The 17,738-nt window shown below is 74.1% G+C and carries 14 protein-coding genes; 12 read left to right on the top strand and 2 right to left on the bottom strand.

Annotated features, from left to right (window positions below; genetic code table 11):
- The first annotated feature begins 13 nt into the window (after nucleotides 1-13).
- From ACZ6X9_RS22765 to ACZ6X9_RS22815, 11 genes are all read left to right on the top strand, one after another.
- Nucleotides 14-6,082, top strand: coding sequence for a WD40 domain-containing protein (locus ACZ6X9_RS22765; protein ID WP_469779820.1), 6,069 nt, complete (start codon nucleotides 14-16; stop codon nucleotides 6,080-6,082).
- Nucleotides 6,079-6,324, top strand: coding sequence for a hypothetical protein (locus tag ACZ6X9_RS22770; RefSeq protein ID WP_469779821.1), 246 nt, complete (start codon nucleotides 6,079-6,081; stop codon nucleotides 6,322-6,324). Before ACZ6X9_RS22765 ends, ACZ6X9_RS22770 begins: the two co-directional genes overlap by 4 nt.
- Nucleotides 6,325-6,494: 170 nt before the next feature.
- On the top strand, nucleotides 6,495-7,292 hold the full coding sequence (locus tag ACZ6X9_RS22775; RefSeq protein WP_469779822.1) for a thymidylate synthase: 798 nt from the start codon (nucleotides 6,495-6,497) through the stop codon (nucleotides 7,290-7,292).
- On the top strand, nucleotides 7,289-7,804 hold the full coding sequence (locus ACZ6X9_RS22780) for a dihydrofolate reductase (RefSeq protein WP_469779823.1): 516 nt from the start codon (nucleotides 7,289-7,291) through the stop codon (nucleotides 7,802-7,804). Before ACZ6X9_RS22775 ends, ACZ6X9_RS22780 begins: the two co-directional genes overlap by 4 nt.
- A gap of 218 nt (nucleotides 7,805-8,022) precedes the next feature.
- The gene (locus tag ACZ6X9_RS22785; RefSeq protein ID WP_469779824.1) at nucleotides 8,023-8,313 is read left to right on the top strand and encodes a hypothetical protein; all 291 of its coding nucleotides are present in this window, start codon (nucleotides 8,023-8,025) and stop codon (nucleotides 8,311-8,313) included.
- A 422-nt stretch (nucleotides 8,314-8,735) separates the two neighbouring features.
- Nucleotides 8,736-9,134, top strand: a complete 399-nt coding sequence (locus ACZ6X9_RS22790) for a YybH family protein (protein ID WP_469779825.1) — start codon at nucleotides 8,736-8,738, stop codon at nucleotides 9,132-9,134.
- Nucleotides 9,135-9,957: 823 nt separating this feature from the next.
- Nucleotides 9,958-10,986 (top strand): hypothetical protein, encoded by a 1,029-nt coding sequence (locus tag ACZ6X9_RS22795; protein WP_469779826.1) that lies wholly within the window; start codon nucleotides 9,958-9,960, stop codon nucleotides 10,984-10,986.
- Nucleotides 10,987-11,090: 104 nt separating this feature from the next.
- Nucleotides 11,091-12,620 carry an amino acid permease gene (locus ACZ6X9_RS22800; protein ID WP_469779827.1) on the top strand — a complete coding sequence of 510 codons (1,530 nt, stop codon included), beginning with the start codon at nucleotides 11,091-11,093 and terminating at the stop codon, nucleotides 12,618-12,620.
- A gap of 75 nt (nucleotides 12,621-12,695) precedes the next feature.
- Nucleotides 12,696-13,496, top strand: coding sequence for a GNAT family N-acetyltransferase (locus ACZ6X9_RS22805; RefSeq protein ID WP_469779828.1), 801 nt, complete (start codon nucleotides 12,696-12,698; stop codon nucleotides 13,494-13,496).
- 61 nt (nucleotides 13,497-13,557) lie between these two features.
- Nucleotides 13,558-14,733, top strand: a complete 1,176-nt coding sequence (locus tag ACZ6X9_RS22810) for a MalY/PatB family protein (RefSeq protein WP_469779829.1) — start codon at nucleotides 13,558-13,560, stop codon at nucleotides 14,731-14,733.
- Between the two features lie 280 nt (nucleotides 14,734-15,013).
- Nucleotides 15,014-15,652 carry a 50S ribosomal protein L25/general stress protein Ctc gene (locus ACZ6X9_RS22815; RefSeq protein WP_469779830.1) on the top strand — a complete coding sequence of 213 codons (639 nt, stop codon included), beginning with the start codon at nucleotides 15,014-15,016 and terminating at the stop codon, nucleotides 15,650-15,652.
- A gap of 91 nt (nucleotides 15,653-15,743) precedes the next feature.
- Here ACZ6X9_RS22815 and ACZ6X9_RS22820 read toward each other — a convergent pair whose 3' ends face one another.
- The gene (locus tag ACZ6X9_RS22820; protein ID WP_469779831.1) at nucleotides 15,744-16,025 is read right to left on the bottom strand and encodes a helix-turn-helix domain-containing protein; all 282 of its coding nucleotides are present in this window, start codon (nucleotides 16,023-16,025) and stop codon (nucleotides 15,744-15,746) included.
- A 95-nt stretch (nucleotides 16,026-16,120) separates the two neighbouring features.
- Here ACZ6X9_RS22820 and map point away from each other — a divergent pair, with 95 nt between their 5' ends.
- Nucleotides 16,121-16,888, top strand: a complete 768-nt coding sequence (gene map, locus ACZ6X9_RS22825) for a type I methionyl aminopeptidase (RefSeq protein WP_469779832.1) — start codon at nucleotides 16,121-16,123, stop codon at nucleotides 16,886-16,888.
- Here the strand turns inward: map and ACZ6X9_RS22830 are convergent.
- On the bottom strand, nucleotides 16,875-17,654 hold the full coding sequence (locus tag ACZ6X9_RS22830; protein ID WP_469779833.1) for a Mut7-C RNAse domain-containing protein: 780 nt from the start codon (nucleotides 17,652-17,654) through the stop codon (nucleotides 16,875-16,877). The two genes, map and ACZ6X9_RS22830, sit on opposite strands and share 14 nt — an antisense overlap.
- Nucleotides 17,655-17,738: the final 84 nt, after the last annotated feature.

Raw genomic sequence — 17,738 nt, forward strand, 5'->3', positions numbered from 1 at the left:
CTAGGATGGACGCATGGTGGCACGCCAGGAAGATCCCCATGTCGGGCCGGAACGACGGCCGTTGGACTTCTTCATCAGCTACTCCCCGGCCGACGAGCGGTGGGCCGCGTGGATAGCGTGGACACTGGAGGACGCGGGTTACCGCATCGTGCTCCAGGCCTGGGACTTCGTCCCCGGGACCAACTTCGTCGACTTCATGGACCGCGGGGTCAGCGAGTCCGCGGCCGTCATCGCCGTCCTCTCCAGCAACTACGAGCGCTCCCGTTACGGAAGGATGGAGTGGCAGGCCGCCCTCCGGGCCGATCCCGACGCCCCCGAACGCAAGCTCATCACCGTCCGCGTCGAGGACATCCCCGTCGGGGGCCTGCTGGCCACCCTCACCTACGTCGATCTGGTGGGCGTCCACGACGCCACGGCCGCCCGCTCCCGGCTCCTCACCCGCGTCGGCCACGCGCTCGACGGCCGTGCCCGCCCCGACCGGCGGCCGGGCTTCCCGGGGCAGTCGTCCGGCGCGCCCGCCGTGGCGCCGCCCGACGCCGTGCCCCCGCCCCGCGGCCGGGGTCCCGGCAGCCCGGGCTGGGCCGGCCGGCACCGCCCGGCCACCGCGCCGGCCTACCCGCCGACCGGCGAGGGCGGCCGGCTCCGCGAGGACGTCACCGTTCTCCACGTGGCCGGTCCCGGTTTCGGCCGCGGCGCCGATCCCGCCGAGCTCCAGGCCACCCTCCGGGGCGACCTCGTGGAGCTCACCGACGCCGGCGCCCCCGCCCCCGACCTGCTCGTCGTCACCGGCGACCTCACCGCCTCCGGCAGCCCCCGCGAGTGCGACCAGGCCCTCACCTTCCTCACCGGCCTGCGCTCCCGGCTCGGGCTGGCCGCCGACCGGCTCGTGCTCGTCCCCGGCGGCCAGGACGTCAGCCAGGCCGCCTGCCGCGCCTACTTCAGCACCTGCGAGGCCGACGAGATGCAGCCCCGGCCGCCCTACTGGCCGAAGTGGCGGCACTACGCCCGGCTGTTCCACGAGCTCTACCAGGGCCTCGACGCCGTCTTCGACGGCGACCAGCCCTGGACGCTGTTTCCCGTGCCCGCCCTGCACACCGTCGTCGCGGGCCTGAACTCCTCCATGGCATACAGCCACCGGCCCGACGACCAGTACGGCCGGCTCGGCGCCGAACAGGCCGCCTGGTTCGCCGAGGCCCTGCGCCGCTACGAGCAGGAGGGGTGGCTGCGCCTGGGCGCCGTGCGCCACGCGCCCGAGGGCCTGCGTCCGCTCACCCTGCGGCCCCCGACCGGCCCGGACGGCACGCCCGGCGGAGCGCCCTCCGGCGCGTCGCCCGCCCGGCTCCCCGGTGTCACCCCCGGTGGCGCGGGCCGGCACGGCCCCGGCACGCCGCCCCTGCGCGACACCGACGTCCTCGCCCGCCTCACCGCTCCCCGGCTGCACTGCCTGCTGCACGGTCCGGCCGACGCGCCGCGCACCGGGGCCACCCCCACCGCCGGTCTGCTGCCCCTGGCCGGCCGCGACCTGCCCGTCTTCGGTGCCGCCGCGCCCGGCCGGCACCAGTTGCTGCAGATCACCTCCGACGGCCTGGTCCACTGGCCGGAGAAGGCCCACGGCGGCCCCCGCCGCTACACCGCCGCCTGGCCCCGCGCCCACCGCGTCTTCGGCCCTCCGCCCACCGCGCCCGAACCTGCCGGCGCCGGCCCCGCGGCCCCGCCCGGTGACGGCCCCGGCACGGCCGGTCCCGAGCCCCGTACCGCCGAGGGCCCCCGCGACACCCTGCTGGCCCGCGTCGCCGAGGTCTGCCGCATCCGCCACGAGGGCGTCCAGTTGCGTGACCTCCCCGGCGACCCGCCCGGCTTCCTCGTCACCTGGACCGAGGCCGGCTTCGTCCGCCAGCAGCGCGTCGCCGTCCACGCCGGCACCCCGGCCGCGGAGGACATCGACCGCTTCGTCGACCAGGTGCACGCCGCCGGCCCCGAGCCCGACGCCGAACTCGTCCACGACGGCCCGCCGCCCGCCCGCGCCCTGCGCGACCGCGCCCGCCGCCGAGGGGTGCTGGTCCGCAGTTTCACCGAGTTCCAGGGCCTGCTGGACCTGCGCGACTACGTCGCCGCCCAGACCGAGCGGCTGGCCGCCGACCCCCAGTACCAGCCCGCCCTCTACCTCCCCCAGCGCTACCGCGAGCTCGAACGCGCCGGTGCCCCCGAGCGTGACGGGCTCGTCGACGACCTGCTGCGGCTGCTGGAGGCCGACCACGGCCGCTTCGTCCTCGTCCTCGGCGACTTCGGGCACGGCAAGACCTTCGCCCTGCACGAGCTGGCCCGGCGGCTGCCCGAGGAACTGCCGCACCTCACGCCGCTGCTGATCCAGCTCAGCGGTCTGGACAAGGCCCACACCCTCGACGGCCTGGTCGCCGCCCACCTCGCCGGCCACGGGGTGGACACCATCGACCTGCGGGCGTTCCGCTACATGCTGCGCCGGGGCCGCGTCGTCCTGCTCTTCGACGGCTTCGACGAACTCGTGAACCAGGTCAGCTACGACCGCGCCGCCGACCACCTCCAGGTCCTCCTGGACGCCGCCGTCGACAACGCCAAGATCGTCGTCAGCAGCCGGACCCAGCACTTCCACTCCCAGGCCCAGGTCCTCACCGCCCTCGGCGAACGCGTCGGCCTGCTGCCGCAGCGCCGGGTCCTGGCCGTCCAGGAGTTCTCCGGCCGGCAGATCCGGTCCTACCTCGTCAACCGCTACGGCGACGAGCGCGCCGCCGACCGCCGCCTGCGGCTCCTGGAGAGCATCCCCGACCTGCTCGCCCTCTGCCGCAACCCCCGTCTCCTCAGCTTCGTCGCCGACCTGGACCACGAACGGCTGCGCGCCGTCGCCGGCGCCGGCCGCGCCCTGAGCCCCGCCGGACTGTACGAGGAGGTCTTCACCTCCTGGCTGCGGCACGAGGAGCGGCGTGGCCAGGGCGGTCCCGGCGCCGTCCCGGGCCTCTCCCTCGACCAGCTCTGGCAGGCGGTCACCACCCTGGCCCTGCGGCTGTGGGAGGCCGGGACGAGCGCGCTGCGGCTCGACGAGCTCAACGACGTCGCCGAAACCCTCACCGAGCTGGCCGAGTCCCGGATGTCAGTGCCTCACGCGGCCCACGCCGTCGGCTCCGGCAGTCTCCTCGTCCGCACCGACGACGGGCTCTTCCGCTTCATCCACGGGTCCGTCGCCGAATGGCTGGTCGCGCGCGAGGCCGCCACCCGGCTCGGCGCCGGCCGCGGCGGCGACACACTGCTGACCAGGCGGCCGCTGAGCCGCCTCGCCGTGGAGTTCCTCTGCGACCTCGCCGACCACCGTGCCTGCCAGCGCTGGGCCGAGGAGGTCCTCGCCCGGGACCCCGAGCCCGGCCGTCCCGACGGCTCGGCCGGTCCCGGCGGTCCCGATGGCTCGGACGGTCCCGACGGCCCCGACGGCCCCGACAGTCGCGGTGGTCGCGGTGCGCCCCCGCCCGCCGGCGCCGAAGCCGCCCGCGCCAACGCCGTGAAGATCCTCACCCGCCTCCGCGTCCCCGCCCACACCGACCTGCGCGGCGCCCTGCTCGCCGGCGAGGACCTCTCCTACCGCGACTTCTCCGGCGTCGACCTCACCGGAGCCGACCTCACCGGCGCCTCCCTCGTGGGCACCGACTTCTCCGGCGCGGTGCTGCGTGACGCCCGGTTGTGCGGCGCCCGGCTGGACGGCGCCGATCTCGGCGGCGCGGACCTGCGCGGCGCCGACCTGCGCCGCGCCCGGCTCATCGGCACCGGCCTGAGCGGTGTCCGCGTCACCGGCGGCAACTGGCGGCGGGCCGCCCTCGTCAACGCCGTCACCGACCCCGCCACCCTCGACACCCCCGAGCTCCGGATGGCCGCCATCGCCCCCGGCCTGACCGCCGAGACGGGCCTGCGGCCCGCCGCCGTCGGCGTCCCCTACGGCTTCGACATGCGGACCAGCCGGCTGCCCGAACCCGTCTCCTTCAGCCCCGGCGGCGAACTCCTGGCCCTCGGCGGCGACGACGGCGGGGTCCTGGTGTGCGACGCCGCCACCGGTCAAGCCCTGCGCACCCTCCACGGCCACGAAGGGCGTGTCTACGCGGTGAAGTTCCGCGGCCAGGTGCTCGCCACGGGCGGCGCCGACGGCACCGTACGCCTCTGGGATCCCGTCTCCGGCGCCTGCCGGCACCGGCTCGACGTCCACCCCGGCGGCGTGTGGCCCGTCTCCCTCGACCGCTCCGGCACCCGCCTGGCCACCGGCGACGCCGACGGCACCGTCACGCTGTGGGACGCCGTCGCCGGCACCGCCCTGCACCGGCTCACCGGCCACCGAGCCCCCGTCTACACCGCGTCGTTCGGCCCCGACGGCACCCTGCTGGCCACCGGCGACGCCGACGCGGCCGTCCGCCTCTGGGACACCCGCACCGGGCGGCTCGCCGGTGAACTGGAAGGCCACCAGGGCGCGGTCTTCCGGGTGACGTTCAGCCCCGACGGCACGCTGCTGGCCACCGGTGACAAGGGCCGCGACGACCGGGGGACGGTCCGCGTCTGGGACGTCGCCGGACGACGGCTGCTGCACACCCTCACCGGTCACGCCGGACGCGTCTACACCCTCGACTTCCACCCGGGCGGCGCGCTGCTGGCCAGCGGCGACACCGCGGGCAACGTCCTGCTGTGGGACCCGCGGGACGGCACCCGCGCCGCCGCCACCGCGCCCGGACGTGGAGCGGTGTACCAGGTGGTGTTCGACCCCGAGGGCACCATGCTCGCCGCCGGCGACAGCGACGGCGCCATCCGCCTCTGGCGCGTCGGCCGCCAGGCCGCCGACTGGTCCGTGACCGCGCTGCGCCGGCAGCCGGACGACCACCAGGGCTCGGTGTGGGCCTGCCGGTTCCGGCCGCGGGGCACCACCGGCCCGGAGGGCGCGGGAGCGCTGCTGGTCTCGGCGGGCAACGAAGGCTCCGTCCGGCTGTGGGACACCTCCACCGGTCACGGCCGCCGCATCCTGCGCGGCCACGGCCGGAAGGTCGCCGGCCTGGCCTTCGACACCGACGGCGCCCACCTGGCCGCCTGCGGCAACGACGGCGTCGTCCGGCTGTGGCACACCGCCACCGGCCGCATGGTGCGCGAGGTCACCGGCCACAACGACCGGCTGGTCTCCGCCGTCTTCGCCCCCGGCGCCCCGGTCCTGGCCACCACCAGCAGCGACGGCGACGTCTACCTGTGGAACTCCCTCACCGGCGAGTACCAGCGCGAGATCGACGCCGAGACCGACCACGTGTGGGCCGAGGCGTTCAGCGCCGACGGCGAGCTCCTCGCCACCGCCAACGACGACGACACCGTCCGCCTCTGGTACCGCAGCACCGGCGCCCAGGCCATGACCCTCGCCGACCACCGCGGCCGGGTGCGGTCCCTGTCCTTCACCTCCGACGGCTCGACCCTCGCCACCGGCTGCGACGACTCCCACGTCCGCCTGTGGGACCTCGACCGCAACCGTCTCACCGCCGAGCTCACCGGACACACCGACCGCGTGTACGCCGTCGTGCACGGCGCCGACGACGCCTGGCTCGCCAGCGCCTCCTGGGACGGCCAGGCCATCGTGTGGCGCGACGGCCGCCCGCACAGACGACTGCGCGGCCACACGGGCCGTCTGTGGACCGCCGCCGCCCACCCGCACCGCTCCCTGCTCGCCACCGCCGGCGACGACCGGACCATCCGGCTCTGGGACCCCCTCACCGGCACCGAGACCGCCCGCCTGACCGGCCACCGCGGCCGGATCCTCACCCTGGCCTTCGCCCCCGACGGCACGACGCTCGCCAGCGGCGCCGAAGACGGCACCGTACGCCTGTGGACCGTCCCCACCGAGGGCACCCCCACGGCCCGCGCCACCCTCCTCGGCGTCCCCGGCGGCTGGGCCGCCCTCTCCCCGTCCGGCGGCTACAAGTCCGACGGCGACGTCAGCGGCGAGTTCTGGCACGTCCTCGGCATGTGCCGCTTCGAGCCCGGCGAACTGGACGACCACATCCCGGGCCTGCGCCGACTGCCTCTTGAGGCGGAACTGTGACCGGGCCCGGCCGCGTCGCCGGCCCTGCGGGGGCCTCCGGGCCGCGCACCCAAGCGGGACGACCTGCCCGGCCGCCCACCCCCAAGGCGGCGGACGGACCGGCTTCCGACGACGACGGAGATCTCGTCCGCGGCCTGTTCCTGGTCGGCCACGAGGTCGACGGGGCAGCCGAATGGCAGGTCCGTGACGGTCGGCTCGTCGTCTCGGCCGCCGACATCAGGCACCGGTACCTCGACGAATAGCCCGCCTTCGTCCGCCGGGTGACGCGCACCGCGATCAGGCCCGGGGCGGCAGTGGAGCGGCCGGGGCCCAGCCCCCCATCGCCATGATCGGCGAGGTCCGGCGCCCCGGGCGTACCGGCCGGCACACGCCCGTCCGTAAGCCCCTCACCTGGCCAGTAGACTCGGCAGACGTGGCGGACACCCAGTACGAAGACCTGTTGCGGCTGGTGCTCACCTCCGGGACGGCCAAGGCCGACCGGACGGGCACCGGCACCCGAAGCATTTTTGGGCACCAACTCCGGTATGACCTCTCGCAGGGGTTCCCCCTGGTCACCACCAAAAAGGTGCACCTGAAGTCCATCGTGTACGAGCTGCTGTGGTTCCTGCGGGGCGACTCGAACGTCGGCTGGCTGCGGGAGCACGGCGTCACGATCTGGGACGAGTGGGCCGACGCGAACGGTGATCTCGGTCCGGTCTACGGTGCCCAGTGGCGTTCCTGGCCCGCGCCGGACGGCACGCACATCGACCAGATCAGCGAGGTGCTCGACACGCTGCGCCGGGATCCGGACTCCCGCCGGATGATCGTCTCCGCCTGGAACGTCTCCGAGCTGGACAAGATGGCTCTGGCGCCGTGCCACGCCTTCTTCCAGTTCCACGTCGCCGACGGCAGGCTCTCCTGCCAGTTGTACCAGCGCAGCGCGGACCTGTTCCTCGGCGTCCCGTTCAACATCGCCAGCTACGCCCTGCTCACGCACATGGTGGCGCAGCAGGTCGGTCTCGAGCCGGGCGACTTCATCTGGACCGGCGGGGACTGCCACATCTACGACAACCACGTCGAGCAGGTGAGCGAGCAGCTTTCGCGGACGCCGTTCGAGTTCCCCCGGCTGCGTCTGCGCCAGGCCGACTCCCTCTTCAGCTACGCCTACTCGGACGTCGAGGTGCTCGACTACCGGCACCACCCGGCCATCAAGGCCCCGGTCGCGGTATGAACGTCGGCCTGATTTGGGCGCAGACCCTCGACGGGGTGATCGGCGCGGGGAACGCCATTCCGTGGCGGCTGCCGGAGGACATGGCGCACTTCAAGGCCACCACCCTCGGCCACCCGGTCGTGATGGGGCGCAAGACCTGGGATTCGCTGCCCCCTCGGTTCCGCCCGCTGTCCGGCAGGCGCAACATCGTGGTGACCCGTGACCCCCGATGGGCGGCGGAGGGTGCGGAACGTGCCGGGTCCGTCCCCGAGGCGTTGGACCTCGCGGCCGGCCCGTCGGGGCCTTCCGCCCCCACCGCAGCCCCTGCCGCGGTGTGGGTGATCGGCGGCGGAGAGATCTACCGGGCGTCCCTGGAGTACGCCACGAGACTCTCCGTGACCGAGGTCGACTCGACGGTGACCGGCGACACCTACGCCCCGACCCCGGACGCCGCGTGGAACGTCACCGCGGACACGGGCTGGCGGTCCTCCACGTCCGGGCTGCGCTATCGCATCCGCGAATACGCACGGTGACGACGACACTCCCCCCGTTGCCCTCTACGGGTGAAGCCCGTCCACGGCGCCGGCATCCGGCGGACGGCTGCGGACGCGACCGTCGCCCGTAGCCGGACAGGGCCGAGGAGGCTGCCCGGCGGACGCGTACGCCTGCTGCCGGCCCGGCCTGGTGCCGTGTCCCGCGGGCGTGGTCGTCGTTCTCCTCACACAGTCCTCTCGATCCCTAGGGAGTTCCCGTGCGATCCATCCTTACGGCCACGGCGCTGACGGTGGCTGCCATGGCGGTGACGTCCGCCGCCGCCCAGGCGGCCGAACTGCCCGACGCGTCCAAGCTGGGCGGGCTCACGGCAGTCGACCCGTCCAGCCTCGGTGAGACCGTGGACGGTGCGGCCCAGAACGTGTCGGTCCTCGCCGGCGACGCCGGAAGCCGTGCGGTGAAGAAGGCGGTTCCCTCGGCGGGCAAGACGCTCGGAACGGCGGCGAAGCAGGCGACCCACTCGGTCGGGCAGGTGACCCGGGCCCGGTGACGCCGCCGACGGGGCGCGCACTGCCGCTCGGGGCCCGACGGCCGGCGGCGGTGAGACGACGTCCCTCGTCCCGGAACGCGGCAGGGGGCCGGCTGCTTTCGCGGCCGGCCCCCTCACCTGTGTGACACCGCGTGACCTAGGGGCCCGTCGGCCCACACCGTCCGGCCGTCCGGCGCTCGGCTCCGCGGCATGACGATGCCCGTACGATTCGTGCGCTCCCCAGCCCGGCGGCGGCAGACGCATCGCCGCGCGCAGGCCCTGCGTCGTCGGAGGGTTCGCCCTCCGGCGCCCACCCCCGCCAGTCACGCAGGCAAGGTGTGTTGCAGCCGGACGGTAAAGCACTGCGCGGCGTAGATTGCCTCGCGTCTGCTCCGCGCTGCGATCAGCCCGATCGACGCACCCTGACGGAGAGGAGATCTCCGATGGTCGAGCCGCTTCCCGAGCGGGCCGAGGAGTTCCCGGCAGTGTTCCGCGACCGCTACAACAGCGGCGACATCGAAGCGTGCATGGAGCTGTACGAGGCCGACGCGGTATTCATGCCCGCTCCAGGGGCACCTGTGAGAGGCGAGGGCATCAGGCAGGCGATGACGGAGTTCCTCAGCATCGGGGTACCCATCACGAGTCGGAAACCACGTCACATCCACACCGCGGGCGACACCGCGTTGCTCATCTACGATTGGCTTATCGACGGCACGGCGGCCGACGGCAGCGACGTGCATATCGAGGGCACTGCGACCGATATCGTTCGACGCGGGCCTGACGGCCGCTATCGATACATCATCGACAATCCGTACGGCATCCAGCCGACCGCCGAAGCCTGAGGCCTCCGGGCGCGACCTCAGCACATCCACACCATCCGGGCTCGGTGCCTCTTGATCGAACAGACCGGCCGTCTCGTCGGGGTCGACCGGTTCTCAGGAGCGGCGCGGAGGAGACGTTCGGCCTGACGGTCGGCTCCGGCGGCGCGCATCCGCGCGCTGCGCTTCGGGCGGAGGCGCGTTACCGCCAACTGCTGGGGAAACGGCTCAACACACCGGCTATGGCGCACCCGCACCGAAGGCGACGCGCCCGCTCGTCAACCGCGCCTCGCCGCCCGGAGTCCTGTTCCCTTGCCGTCTCGGCACACCGCCGTACCGGCAGCCCGAACGGAACGCCTCGGACCGGCCCGGGCGGCTGACCGTGGCGCCCCGGGCGGCCGGCTGGTCGGTTCGGGCGTTCGGCGCCTGTCAGCCCGGCGAGCGGTCGGGTTTCGCATCGGATTCCGCCTTTTGGTCCTTCGCGGCCGACGGCGGGAGTGCCCAACCCCGTTTGTTGAAGCGGTGGTTGCCTACATCTCACGCGTCCCACACTGCTACGGTGCCCCACGTCGTCAGCGACTGTCAGACGGCAGCCGTGTCACGGCATCCGCGCCTCCGCTCTCCCCTCGCATGCTCTGCCCTTGCCTCGCATTGGAGCATTGATGCCTGTATCAGGTGGTGTGTCCCAGCCTCGGAGCGCCGTAGCGTCGTGCCCGCCCGTGCCACTTGTCCAGCCCGTCCCGGCCGTCCCGGCCGTCCAGCCTGTCCCGGCCGTCCAGCCCATCCCGGTCATCCCGGTCCTCCCAGCCGTCGCGAGCCTGTCCCGGCCGACGCGGGGTGGCGGCTGATGGTGGGCTACCACCCGGCCGGGCGTGACGCCGCCCTCCACGCGGCGGTGCAGGATGTGAAGGCGGGCCACTGGATGCGGATGCGGCAGGTGCTGGCCCGGACGGGGACGTGGCGGGAGTGGACCGCGCGTACTCAGGTGCTGGGCGTGGCGGCCGCCCGGTGCAATGTGGTCGAGTTGTGGTTGCGGGAGGAGCCGCGGAGCGTCGCGGCCCGGGTGATGTACGCGAGGGTGGCCACCGAGCGGGCGCTGGAGGCCCATCGCGGCAGCCAGCGGGAGGACGACCCGCGGCGTGTTCGGCATCTGGACGAGTTGACGGACCGGGCGCGGCAGGCATGCCACGAGGCGGACGAGCTGCACCCGCGGGATCCGGTGGCCCTGATCTGCTTGCTGGCCCTGGCGGAGACGGACACGGCCGGACGTTTTCCGGAGCACCGGGTACCCCCTCCGCCGCCGGACGTCCTGCTCCCCCACGGGCCGTGGGGGCTGCTGGAAGCGGCGCACCGGCGGGACGCGTTCAACCGTGAGGCGTGGCACCGCATGCTCCGGGTGCTCCAGGCCGGCCCGGGGTCGGCGTACCTCAGCCGGCAGGCGGTCGCGATGGATTTCGCCCGGTGGTCGGTCTCGAAGGCGCCGCCCGGTTCGCCGCTGCTCCTGCTGCCCCTCTACGCCCACGTGGACGAGTACCGGGCCCGGCGAAGCGGCGGCGACGCCATGCTGAGCCTGTGGTGGGTCAGCGAGTCGATCACTCCGGCCATCGCCAAGGCCTTCGAGGACTGGTTCCGCCGCTGTGACCCCGCGGCCTGTTCCCCGACCGATCTGAACCACCTGGCCCACGCCCTGGCGGCGGGCGGTTTCCTGCCGGAGGCCGCCGCCGTGTTCCAGGCCATCGGCGACTACGCCACCCCGGCCCCGTGGCAGTACGTCACCCACCATCCGGACCGGTGGCAGGAGGAATTCGAGGCGACCCGCGGTGCCTGCCTGCGGCGGCTCCGGCCGCCGCCGCCCGGCATGGGCAGACCGTCGTGAACGCCCGTCGGCCGCGCGGGCGTTCACCACCGGACGACGCCGACGGCCGATCGGCCGTTCCGCCCCCTTGTCCTTTTCCGCTCTTCTCTCCGCGGGGATTCACGATGCGTACCTCAGCACGCGCACGACGGCAGCGGTCCGAGCCGCCGGCGAACGACGAGCGCATACTCAAGGAACTCGGCTATACGCAGCAACTGCACCGGCGCATGGGCGCCTTCGGTAACTTCTCCGCTTCCCTGTCGGTCATCTCCATCATGTCCGGGACGCTGTTGCTCTTCGGTTACGGTCTGAACAGCGGCGGCCCCGCGGTGGTGGTGTGGGGGTGGCTCGTGGTGGGCCCGCTGGTGCTGTGCCTGGCCGCGGCGCTGGCCGAGATCACCTCCCGCTACCCCACCAGTGGCGGCCTGTACTACATGGCTCGCCAGCTCGGCGGTGAGCGGTGGAGCTGGTACACCGGCTGGCTCAATCTGCTGGGGCTGCTCGGCGGGATCGCCGCCCAGGACTACGGCATCGCGACCTTCGGCGCCGCCTGGGCGAACCTGCAGTTCGGCTACGAGCCGACGCCGGAGTCCCTGTTGGTCGTGTACGCGGTCATCCTCGTGCTGCACGCGGTCCTCAACCTGTTCGGCACCCGGCTGATGAACGTCCTGACCTCCCTGAGCGCGTGGTGGCATCTGGCCGGGGCCGTCGTCATCGTCGGCGCCCTGGCGCTCGTGCCCTCCCATCACCAGCCGGCCGGCTTCGTGTTCTCCGAGTTCACCAACAACACCGGTTGGCCGAGCGCCGCGTACGTGGTCCTGCTGGGCATGCTGCTGCCGTGCTTCGCCCTGGCCGGCTACGACACCTCGGCCCATCTGAGCGAGGAGACCAGTGGCGCGTCCGTGGCCGCGGCGCGCGGGATCGTCCGCTCGGTGGCGGTGTCCTGGGTCGCGGGCGGCGTCCTGCTGGGCGCCTTGCTGTTCGCCGTCCAGGACTATGCCGGGACGCTGGGCAGCGCGACCGGGGTGCCGGTGGCGCAGATCCTGCTGGACGCCCTGGGCGTGGGGACGGCGAAGGCGCTGCTGCTGGTGATCATCGCTGCGCAGTTCCTGTGCGGCTACACCGTGACCGCGGCCGCCAGCCGCATGATCTACGCCTTCGCCCGGGACGGCGCCCTGCCCGGCTCGGCGCGCTGGCAGCGGGTCAGCCGCCGGACGGCCGTTCCGGCCGACGCCGTCTGGCTCGCGGTCGTCGTCGCGTTCGTGCTGGCCCTGCCGTCGCTGTATTCCGCCACGGCGTTCGCCGCGGTGACCGCGATCTCCGTCGTGGGGTTCACCCCGGCCTACGCCATTCCGGTGTTCCTGCGGCTGCGCCACCGGGAACGGTTCACCCCCGGGCCCTGGCATCTGGGCCGCTGGAGCCGGCCGATCGGCTGGGTTGCGGTGGTCTGGGCGGCCGGGGTGACCGTGCTGTTCCTGCTGCCGCAGTCCAGCCCGGTGACCACCACGACCTTCAACTACACGCCCGTCGCGCTGCTGGTGGCCCTCGTGATGGCCGCCCTGTGGTGGCGCTTCGGGCGCCGCTCCTACGGCGTGCCCCGGTCCGGCCCGGCGAGCGCCCACGACCAGATCGAAGAGGCCGAGAACATCATCTGACACCGGTATGACGACAGCGGCGATCCGTGGCGGAAGCAGAAGTCTGCTGCCGTACCGTCGCCGCAGGGAGGCACCATGACCGTTTCCCCCGAGTCCCTCGAATCGGTTCGGCAACTCACCACGGTCTGGCGGACCTTGGTGCTCGACCGCGACGCGGACGCGGACGTCCGCGATCTTCCGGGTATGGCCGTCCGCTGGGCCGACAGCCGGTTCGCGTTCTGGAACTGCGTCACCCTGACCGAGCCGGAAACAGGGGCGGAGCTCCTCGGACACCGCCTGCGCCAGGCCGCGGACCTCATGCGGGCGAAGAGGCACCCGGGCTTCCTGTGGCTCTTCGAGGACCTCCTCGAAGACGAGGCACGGTCCGTGCTGAAGGCGACGGCGGAGCGGGCCGGCCTCCACTACGCCTTCCCCGGCACGGGCATGGCCGGCGACCTGCTCCCCGTCCCCGAACCGGCCCACCCCGACCTGGTGTTCGCCCGCGTACGCACCGACGGGCAACTGCGGGCCTACGCCGATCTCCAGTCGCGCGCGTACGGGTTCCCGTTGGAGGAGGGCCGCGCCGGCCTGGCCGGGTCCGCGCTCTGGAAGAACGGGGTGTACGCCTACCTGGCCCTGCGCGGCGACGAACCGGTGGCGTGCGCCGCCACGCTGGCGGCGGAGGGCCGCCTGTTCACCGCGTTCGTCGCCACGGACCCGCGGTGGCAGCGCAGGGGGTACGGCGAAGCGGTCACGCGCAAGGCGCTGTACGAAGGCGGCCGGGCCACCGGGCTGACCCGTGCCACCCTGCACGCCACCGCGGCCGGAGCCCCCGTGTACCCGCGCATCGGGTTCGCGCCGAACTCGCCCATCCACTTCTACGGTCTCGGCGGCTGATCCGCCGAGGTGGCGTCATCCCACAGGGGCCACACGGGCCGCCGGCGCGCACAATGGCGGCATGCCGTACGAGCGGACCGACCCCCTGTGCCGGCTCTCCCCCGACGACCTGCGCCGCCGGACGAGCGCGAAGTGGCGGACGTACCCGCCGGACGTGTTGCCGTTGTGGGTCGCGGAGATGGACGTTCCGCTGCCGGAGCCCGTGGTCCGGACGCTGCACGAGGCCGTCGCCCTCGGGGACACCGGGTACGCCACGGGCACGGGCTACGCCGAGGCCCTGGCCGCGTTCGCCCGGGAACGCTGGGGCTGGGACGGGGTGGTGCCGGAGCGCACGGCGGTGGTGGCGGACGTGATGCGCGGCGTGGTGGAGGTGTTGCGGCTGGTGACCGGGCCGGGTGACGCGGTGGTGGTCACCCCGCCCGTCTACCCGCCGTTCCACGCCTTCGTCGCGCACGAGGGACGCCGGATCGTGGCGGCGCCGCTGGACGGCGCGGGGCGGCTGGACCCCGGCGGGCTGGAGGCCGTCTTCCGGGAGGCCGTGGCCGGCGGGCGGCGTGCCGCCCTGCTGCTGTGCGGTCCGCACAACCCGACCGGGACCGTCCCCACGCGGCCGGAACTCACCGCCGTCGCGCAGGCGGCGCGGCGGTACGGGGTACGGGTCGTCGCCGACGAGGTCCACGCCCCGCTGGTGCTCCCCGGGGCGGAGTTCGTGCCGTACCTGTCGGTGCCGGGGGCGGAGGACGCGTTCTCGGTGCTGTCCGCGTCCAAGGCCTGGAACCTGGCCGGTCTCAAGGCCGCGCTGGTCGTCGCTGGTCCGGAAGCCGCCGCCGACCTGGACCGGATGCCGTCCGAGGTGAGCCACGGCCCGTCCCACCTCGGGGTACTGGCCCACACCGCCGCCCTGCGGCACGCGGGCGGCTGGCTCGACGCCCTCCTCGACGGGCTGGACGCGAACCGCCGGCTGCTCGGCGACCTGCTCGCCCGGCACCTGCCCGAGGTGGGGTACCGGCCGCCGGAGGGCGGTTACCTGGCGTGGCTGGACTGCCGTCGGACCGGTCTCGGCGACGACCCGGCGGCCGCCTTCCTGGAGCACGGGCGCGTCGCCCTCACCTCCGGACCGCCTTTCGGCCCGGGAGGTGCCGGACACGCCCGGCTGAACCTGGCCGCCTCGCCCGGCGTGCTCACGGAGGCGGTCCGCCGGATGTCCGTCGCGGTGCGGCGGGGCGCGGGCGGCTGACGGAAGACGCGGGCGGCGCCCCGAACCGGTCCGGCCGGTGACGCCCCCGGGCCCTGCTCCACCCGCGCGACGGCCACGCCCCGCCATGCGCCATCCGGCGCACAAAGCGGATGATCCGCCTCCGCCGCTGGGTACACTCGCCGCGCGTTGCTCGGCGAGGGAGGCCGTACTCATGGGGTGCGGCGATCCGTCCCGTCGCGCTCTCTTCGTACAGGTCCGCCGGGGTCCGGGTGACGCGCACCGGACGGTCCGGAGACGACGACACACGAGGAGAGCAGTCATGGCCGAGGTCAAGCTGGCCGCCGAAACGCGCACCGATTTCGGCAAGGGCGCCGCCCGTCGCATCCGCCGGGACGACAAGGTACCGGGAGTCATCTACGGCCACGGCGCCGACCCGAAGCACGTCACGCTCGACGGACACGCCCTGATGATGGCGCTGAAGACGCCGAACGTGCTGCTCCGTCTCGATCTCGGGAGCAAGGGCGGCGAGTTGGTGATCCCGAAGGAGGTGCAGCGCGACCCGCTGAAGGGCTTCCTCGTCCACGCCGACTTCCTGGCCGTCAAGAAGGGTGAGAAGGTCACCGTCGAGGTGCCGGTGCACACGGAGGGCGAACTGGCCCCCGGCGGCAACCTGCTGGAGCACATGCTCAACGCGCTGCCCGTCGAGGCGGAGGCCACCCACATCCCGGAGGGCCTCACGGTGTCGATCGAGGGCCTGGAGGCCGGGCACACCGTCCGGGCGGGGGACGTGCCGCTGCCGCGGGGCACGACGCTGGCCGTGGACGAGAGCACCGCCGTGCTCCAGGTCGTCGCCGCGCAGACCGAGGCGGCGCCGGAGGAGGAGGAAGAGGAGGAGGCGGAGGGCGCCCCCGCCGAGGCGGCGCCCGCGGAGGCCGCCGCTCCGGCCGAGGAGTCCTGAAGCGGTCCTCGCGCGCCGGGAGCGCTCGCCCCGGCCTTCGCGACGCCCCGGCGCGCCCGGTTTCCCGGGCGCGCCGGGGCGTCCCCGTTCCCTAGGCCGACAGGGCGGCCCCGCCGTCCCCGGCGTCGTCCTCCGGCGCGGACGCGGCGGCCAGCGCGTCCAGAGAGAGGCCGAGCGCCGACGCCAGGGCCGCCACCGTGAAGAAGGCGGGGGTCGGCGCCCGCCCTGTCTCGATCTTGCGGAGGGTCTCCGCGGAGACGCCGGCCGCCGCGGCGACCTCCACCATGCTGCGTTCGCCCCGCGCCTGCCGGACCAGTGCGCCGAAGATCTCGCCGCGTCGGCGTTCCCAGGGGGTCAGAGGAGTTCTCACCATGACCGTGATACTAATACCGTGATACCAATACCGGTATAAGAATCGCGGCGGCGAGTGAGCGCGCGAAAGGGAACGGGGCGAGGGGAGCGTCGGACATGGTGGAGATCAAGAGCGACGGCGAGCTGGAGGCGATGCGCGAGGCGGGCCGGGTGGTGGCCCACGCGCTGGCCGCCGTGCGGGAGGCGGCGGTGGTCGGGATACGGCTCCGGGAGCTGGACGAGGTGGCCCGGGAGGTGCTGGCGAAGGCGGGCGCGGAGTCGCCGTTCCTCGGCTACCGGCCGTCCTTCGCCCCCGTGCCGTTCCCGGGGGTGATCTGCACGTCCGTCAACGACGCGGTGGTGCACGGAGTCCCCTCCGGCTACCGGTTGCGCGACGGTGACCTGCTCAGCGTCGACTGCGGTGCCAGGCTGGACGGGTGGACGGGCGACTCGGCGATCAGCTTCACCGTCGGGACGGCCCGCCCGGCCGACACCGAGCTCATCGCGCGCACCCAGGAGGCGCTGGACGCCGGCATCGCCGCCGCGCTCGTGGGCGGCCGCATGGGCGACATCTCGCACGCCATCGGCACCGTCGCGGCCAGGGCACGCTGCGGCATGCCGGCCGACTTCGGCGGGCACGGCATCGGCCGGGAGATGCACGAGGACCCGCACCTGCCCAACCGCGGCCGGCCGGGCCGGGGATTCCCGCTGCGGCACGGGCTGGTGCTCGCGATCGAGCCGATGCTGATGGCCGGAGGCCGCGACACCTACCGCACCGCCGACGACGGGTGGACGCTGCTCACCACCGACGGCAGCCGTGCGGCCCACATCGAGCACACCGTGGCCATCACGGACGACGGACCGCGGATCCTCACCCTGCCCTGAGCGCGGCCCCGGCGGACTCGTCCGCCCCGCCGGCCGCGTCCGGCCCGCCGAACTCGCGCAGCGCCTCCCGCACGATCGCCTCCAGCCGGGCGTGGTGCGCGCCGCGCCAGTACACGCGCTCGCAGGCCGCGCACTGCGCGAAGACGTCGTAACTGCGGCGCGTGCCGTGCTCCAGGAGTTCCCCGACGGAGTCCTTGTCGGCGTCCCGGAGCTCGCCGTTGCAGGCGGTGCAGCGCGTCCACGGCGTGAGGGCCGGGGCGAACCGGCCGAGGACGTCGCGCACCTGGTCGTCGGGCCGGTCGCTGTAGACGTAGGCGCCGGCCCAGAGCTCGCGGCGGCGCAGCAGGCCGCGGTCGCGGGAGAGCATCACCCGGCGTTCCGCGGCGGAGCGGGCGGCGAGCGCCGGGTCGCCGATGTCCTCGCTCTCGTAGGCGGCGTCGACGCCGAGCAGGCGCAGCCGCCGGGCCAGCGTCCCGAGGTGGACGTCCAGCAGGAAGCGCAGGGGCGCCCCGGGGACCCGCTGCGGGCGTTCGACCGCCCGGACCTCCACCGTCTCGCCCGCTCCCGGCACATGGGACACGGACACCTCACGGCCGTCGACGAGCAGCCGGCCGGCCTCGGTGAGGGGCATGCCCAGCGACTCGATCACATGCCCGAGCGACGACGATCCGTCGGTGACGACGGTCATCCGCTCGGCCCGGCGTTCGGCGGGGACGAAGAGCCGCAGTTCGGGGGCGAAGGTCACGGTGATCTCGGGTCGGTTCACGGCTTCAGCATGCCATGGCGGCTCCGTGCCCTTTCCGGGTGTCCCGGCTCCGGGCCCCGGCGCACGCTCCCCCGCCCCCCGCGG

Source organism: Streptomyces sp. NPDC052910 (assembly GCF_055585605.1).

Coding starts and splice junctions, on each gene's coding strand:
- ACZ6X9_RS22765 (WP_469779820.1), top strand. CDS start 14: ATGGTGGCACGCCAGGAAGATCCCCATGTCGGGCCGGAACGACGGCCG.
- ACZ6X9_RS22780 (WP_469779823.1), top strand. CDS start 7,289: ATGAACGTCGGCCTGATTTGGGCGCAGACCCTCGACGGGGTGATCGGC.
- ACZ6X9_RS22790 (WP_469779825.1), top strand. CDS start 8,736: ATGGTCGAGCCGCTTCCCGAGCGGGCCGAGGAGTTCCCGGCAGTGTTC.
- ACZ6X9_RS22795 (WP_469779826.1), top strand. CDS start 9,958: ATGGTGGGCTACCACCCGGCCGGGCGTGACGCCGCCCTCCACGCGGCG.
- ACZ6X9_RS22800 (WP_469779827.1), top strand. CDS start 11,091: ATGCGTACCTCAGCACGCGCACGACGGCAGCGGTCCGAGCCGCCGGCG.
- ACZ6X9_RS22805 (WP_469779828.1), top strand. CDS start 12,696: ATGACCGTTTCCCCCGAGTCCCTCGAATCGGTTCGGCAACTCACCACG.
- ACZ6X9_RS22810 (WP_469779829.1), top strand. CDS start 13,558: ATGCCGTACGAGCGGACCGACCCCCTGTGCCGGCTCTCCCCCGACGAC.
- ACZ6X9_RS22815 (WP_469779830.1), top strand. CDS start 15,014: ATGGCCGAGGTCAAGCTGGCCGCCGAAACGCGCACCGATTTCGGCAAG.
- ACZ6X9_RS22820 (WP_469779831.1), bottom strand. CDS start 16,025: ATGGTGAGAACTCCTCTGACCCCCTGGGAACGCCGACGCGGCGAGATC.
- map (WP_469779832.1), top strand. CDS start 16,121: ATGGTGGAGATCAAGAGCGACGGCGAGCTGGAGGCGATGCGCGAGGCG.